The following is a 4,671-nucleotide window of genomic DNA, read 5'->3' as shown; positions in this document are numbered from 1 at the left end:
GTCAAAAAGGATGAAAACCTCGTGCTGCCCCAGAGTTTCGAGGATAGAGCCGAAGCCGAGCTGGCCGCTTTGAAACTGGTCAACCATATGAACGCCAACTACTGCAAAAAGCACCGTTTCTACGTCACCGAGGAGGGAGAGAAGCTGACGATCCGCGTCGAACTCTCCTGTCCCCAGGAGATCTGAAGCATCTTTTAGCGCATTGTCAATCTCTTTGATGTAAAATAGCTCCAATCACTCATCAAGGATACGGAATGCGCATACTTCAGGATGAAACCTTCGTCACCTCGCCGATCAAAACGGCGATGGATTACACATGGAGCGCCGTCAGCGCCAACTGGAAAAACACGATCGTCGTGGCGCTGGCCCTGATTCTGCTTTCGGTCCTCTCCATCGTTCCACTGCTCGGATTCGTCGCCTCGGTCGTCCAGGCGATCGTACTCTACGCCCTGGGGTACTGGATCGTCGACCGCATCAAAGGCGTACCGGATGTCGCGACTTTCAAAGAGAGGGCCGCGACGGAAGATTTCAAGGCGATGATGGTGGAGTTCTTCTCACCCGCGGCGGGATTCTACGTCGGTTTCATGGTCTTTTCCATCATCATGATGATCATCACCGTCGGCATCTTCTGGATCACGGGCGGCTTCGGGATGATGAGCATGGTTATGGAACAGCAGAATATACAGAACGCCACACCGGAAGAGACCTACGCCCTCTACGCCCAGTTTCTGGGCACCAGCACACCGGCTCTGCTTTTTGTCCTGATCACCTCGCTCTTTTTCAGCTATCTCTGGCCGCTCGTCTACGGCTACGCCCTTTTCCAGCGCACCTTTTCCGACGCTTTCAACGCCGTTTTCATGTTCTTCTCCAAACGGTTCTGGCAGGCGGCCTTCACGGGAAGCTATTTCAAGATCGTCACCCTCTGGATGCTGATACTCTTCGGCGTCGGCATCGTCATGGGAATCAGTATCGGCACCGTCATTCTGCTGCCCCTTGGGATACTCGTTCTGCTTTGGATGGTCTACTTCACGGCGGTGGTTTCGGCCGAAACCTACAATATCAGCGAAAACATCTGATCTTCAATCGCTTTTTTGTAAAATGAAAATTTGAAACTCTACACAAAATGAAGGAAAACGATGGTCGATCTTCGACAGTTTGAAAAAGATTTCGATACGGTTTCGGCCGCCCTGAAACGGCGCGGTATCGACGAAAAGATTCTCGAAAAGGTGAAAGTGCTTTTCGAAGAGAAAAAAGCGGTCCAGAAAAGGCTCGAAGCCGCCCAGGCGGAGCAGAACAGCAAAAGCAGGCTCTTTGGCCAATACAAGCGCGAAGGGAAGGACGTCACCGAACTTCAAAGGGAGGTGGCCGAGAACAAGGAGCGTATCGCGGCACTGAACGAAGAGCTGCGGCTTCTGGAGGAGAAGCTTTTCGAACTGGCGGCGACGATTCCCAACATCCCCGATCCCGACGTACCCGACGGCGAGGACGAAGAGGACAACGTCGAGATCAAAAGGGTCCTGGAACCCAAAACCTTCTCTTTCCGGCCGAAGGAGCACTGGGAACTGGCGGAGCGCAACGGCTGGATCGATTTCGAACGGGGCGTCAAGATCGCCAAGAGCCGTTTCAGCGCCCTGCGCTACGAAGGGGCACGCCTGGAGAGGGCCCTGATCAACTACATGCTCGACTTCAACCGCGACAGGGGCTTCGAAGAGGTCTACGTCCCTTTCATGGCCAACGCAGAATCGCTCTTCGCTACCGGCCAGCTGCCCAAATTCGCCGACGACCTCTTCAAGGTCGAAGGGGAGGAGCTCTATCTGATCCCGACGGCGGAAGTCCCCGTCACCAACCTCTTCAGAGACGAGATCCTCAAAAAGGAGGATCTGCCCCTGCGCCTCACCGCCTACACCCCCTGTTTCCGGAAAGAGGCGGGTTCGGCGGGACGCGACACCCGGGGAATGATCCGGCAGCATCAGTTCGACAAGGTTGAGCTGGTCTGCATCACCGCCCCCGAAGAGAGCGACAGGGTTTTCGAAGAGATGGTCGCCTGCGCCTCCGACCTGCTCACCTCTTTGGGACTTCCCCACCGCCACATGCTTCTATGCGCCGGAGACATGGGCTTTTCGGCAGCCAGAACCGTCGATCTGGAAGTGTGGCTGCCGGGACAGGGAAAATATCGTGAAATCAGCTCCATTTCCAACACCCGGGACTTCCAGGCCAGACGGGCGAAGATACGCTTCAAGGAGGAGAAGAAAAACCGGCTCGTCCACACCCTCAACGGTTCCAGCCTCGCCGTGGGCCGGACACTCATCGCCATCATGGAAAACTACCAGCAGGCGGACGGCTCCATCCTCATACCCGAGGTTCTGAGGCCCTACCTCTAAGGTGACCCATGGCTGAAGAAGAGGTCATCATACTCGAAGAGGGGGAGGGAGGCGACACCTCCGACTCTTCCGAAGAGACGCCGCAGACGCCGCAGGAAGACGATAGAAAAAAGCGGAAAAAACTCCTCTTTCTTCTCGGCGGTGTCGGCGTACTGCTTCTTCTGATGATCGTGGCCCTCGTGCTCGTACTGACGAAAAAGGAACCCTCGGCGATCGAAAAGGTAGACACGTCGAAAATCGCCGAAAAGATCAGGTCCGCCGAAAAGATCAAACCCCTCGCCACCCCCTCCCAGATCGAGAGAATGATCAAAAAGGCCAACCTTCTCTACGAACGGGGCAACAAAAAGGAGGCGCTCACCCTTTTCGAACAGATCGCCACCTACAGCGCCTCCATCTCCTACTACAATCTGGGTGTGGCACAGATGCGGCAGGAGCGGTGGGAAGATGCGATCAAATCCTTCAAAAAAGCGATCGAAAACGGCGAGAACAGAAGCATCAGCGCCATCAACGCCGCGGCGTGCGCCCTGCACCTGCACGACAAAAAGCGGTTCGACTACTATCTGCAGATCGCGGAGGCCAACCTCGCCGACAGCTACAACTCCTCGCTCTACGGCTATCTCTACGCCCTGATCAACTACTACAAGGGCAACTATTTCGAGATCCTGAGTGCCGTCAACCACCCCACCTCGAAAAACTACAACAAAGAGCTCAACCAGATGGGCGCCATCAGCTACGAGGTCTTCGAACGGCCCCTCAAAGCGATCGACCTGCTGGAAAGAAGCGCGACACCCCGCGATTTTCTGCTTCTGGGACAGCTCTACGCCCAGATCGGCGACTATCCGGTCTCCGTACAATACCTGCAAAAGGCGATCCAGGAGTCGGACAATCCCGTCGAGAGCAGAAAATCCCTCGCCCTCGTCCAGCTGAAAAACATGATGACCCAGCGGGCGTCCGAGATCCTGATGAAGATGAAAACCGATTTCGGAGAGAAGGGCGAGCGGCTCTATCCGATCAAAACGAAACTGCGCTCCTCCGTCTACGACATCCATGCGGCCCAGGAGCGTTACGCCGTTACGGAGATGATCACGCCGCCCAACGCTTTCAAACTCCTTTTCGAATTCGCTCCTTTCAAGGTTTTCAACGCCACCCAGACCATCAACTACATCAAGAAAGGAAACGCTTCGATCTACGTGGACGAGACGCCTGAAGCGACGAAATACCTCTCCCGCAGCTCCAGCATCTCCCAGGTCAACCTGCAGATCTCCAAGGCGATCAAAGCGGCCATCGACTACCGCCTGCGCAAAGCCAACGAACTGCTTCTAAAAGCCCTGAAACGCTACCCGAACCATTCGATACTCCACTACAATCTCGGCCTGACCTACGCCAAACTGGGCAACTTCACCAAAGCGCACCGGCATTTTCTAAGAAGCTATCATCTCGATTCGACCAACTATCTCTCCGCCATCTTCGCCCTGATGTGCGAATCGCTCACCGGCAAGCCGATTCCCCAGATCGAGCAGTTCGTCAACGACGATCTGAGCCAGATCCAGAATCCCACGGAGGTGGAGCGCTTCTACCAGACGCTTTTCTATTTCTACAGGGGAAATATCTCGGCCGCCTCCAAATGGATCCAGACCAGACATGCCAATCGCCCCATCTATCTGCTGCTCGATATTTTGATCGCCGCGGGACAGGGTATATGGGACAGAGCGGAAGAGAGTGCGAAAAAGCTGCGTGATCGGATGGGGGACGACGTCCTGGCCAATCTTCTTTATATACAGGTACACTACAGAGATGACGATATCAAGAAATTCAGCATCAAAGTCCACCGGTATCTCAAAAAACACCCGCTGAATCTCGACGCGGTCTACTACGGAAGCGCCTTCACACGGGAAAACTACATCGCGCTGCGTTTCGTGACGGGAACCCTCTACAGCTTCAACGAAAAGCTCGAGATCAGACTCCTCAAAGAGCTCGACGATCCCGTCGGTATCATCGAGGCGCTGGCACTGAGCGACATCTTCCTCCAGAAGTATGAAAAGGCCTATGTCCTCTTCAACCAGCTTGTGGACAAGTACAACATGCAGGACAGCCGTACCCTCTTCCTGGCCGCCGTCGCGTCGGTGGGTGCGGGCCATCCGGCCAACGCCTCTGCCCTCCTGGAGCTGGCGAAGCTGACCGACCCCAACAATCTGGAGAGCCGCTACGCCCTGGGACTTTTGTATCTGGAACAGGACAACAGCGATGCCGCGATCATCCAGTTCGGCAAAATCCCCAACGGCGCACTGAA

Annotated in this window: 4 protein-coding genes; all 4 read left to right on the top strand. The window is 55.2% G+C overall.

The window, feature by feature from the left end:
* On the top strand, positions 1 to 186 hold a 186-nt coding region (locus tag Q1K23_RS07900), incomplete at its 5' end, for a hypothetical protein (RefSeq protein WP_300363619.1).
* A gap of 68 nt (positions 187 to 254) precedes the next feature.
* A complete protein-coding gene (locus Q1K23_RS07895; RefSeq protein WP_300363617.1) occupies positions 255 to 1,076 on the top strand; it encodes a hypothetical protein in 822 nt (273 codons plus the stop codon).
* A 60-nt stretch (positions 1,077 to 1,136) separates the two neighbouring features.
* A complete protein-coding gene (serS, locus tag Q1K23_RS07890) occupies positions 1,137 to 2,381 on the top strand; it encodes a serine--tRNA ligase (RefSeq protein ID WP_300363615.1) in 1,245 nt (414 codons plus the stop codon).
* 8 nt (positions 2,382 to 2,389) lie between these two features.
* Positions 2,390 to 4,671, top strand: a 2,282-nt coding sequence (locus tag Q1K23_RS07885) for a tetratricopeptide repeat protein (protein WP_300363614.1), incomplete at its 3' end; no start/stop codon positions are given.

The sequence above is a fragment of the Hydrogenimonas sp. genome (assembly GCF_029933015.1).
In the GTDB taxonomy this organism is placed as follows: domain Bacteria; phylum Campylobacterota; class Campylobacteria; order Campylobacterales; family Hydrogenimonadaceae; genus Hydrogenimonas.
Note: the sequence above shows the minus strand (reverse complement) of the source record. Positions and strands in the feature narration are given on the sequence as shown.

Coding starts and splice junctions, on each gene's coding strand:
- serS (WP_300363615.1), top strand. CDS start 1,137: ATGGTCGATCTTCGACAGTTTGAAAAAGATTTCGATACGGTTTCGGCC.
- Q1K23_RS07895 (WP_300363617.1), top strand. CDS start 255: ATGCGCATACTTCAGGATGAAACCTTCGTCACCTCGCCGATCAAAACG.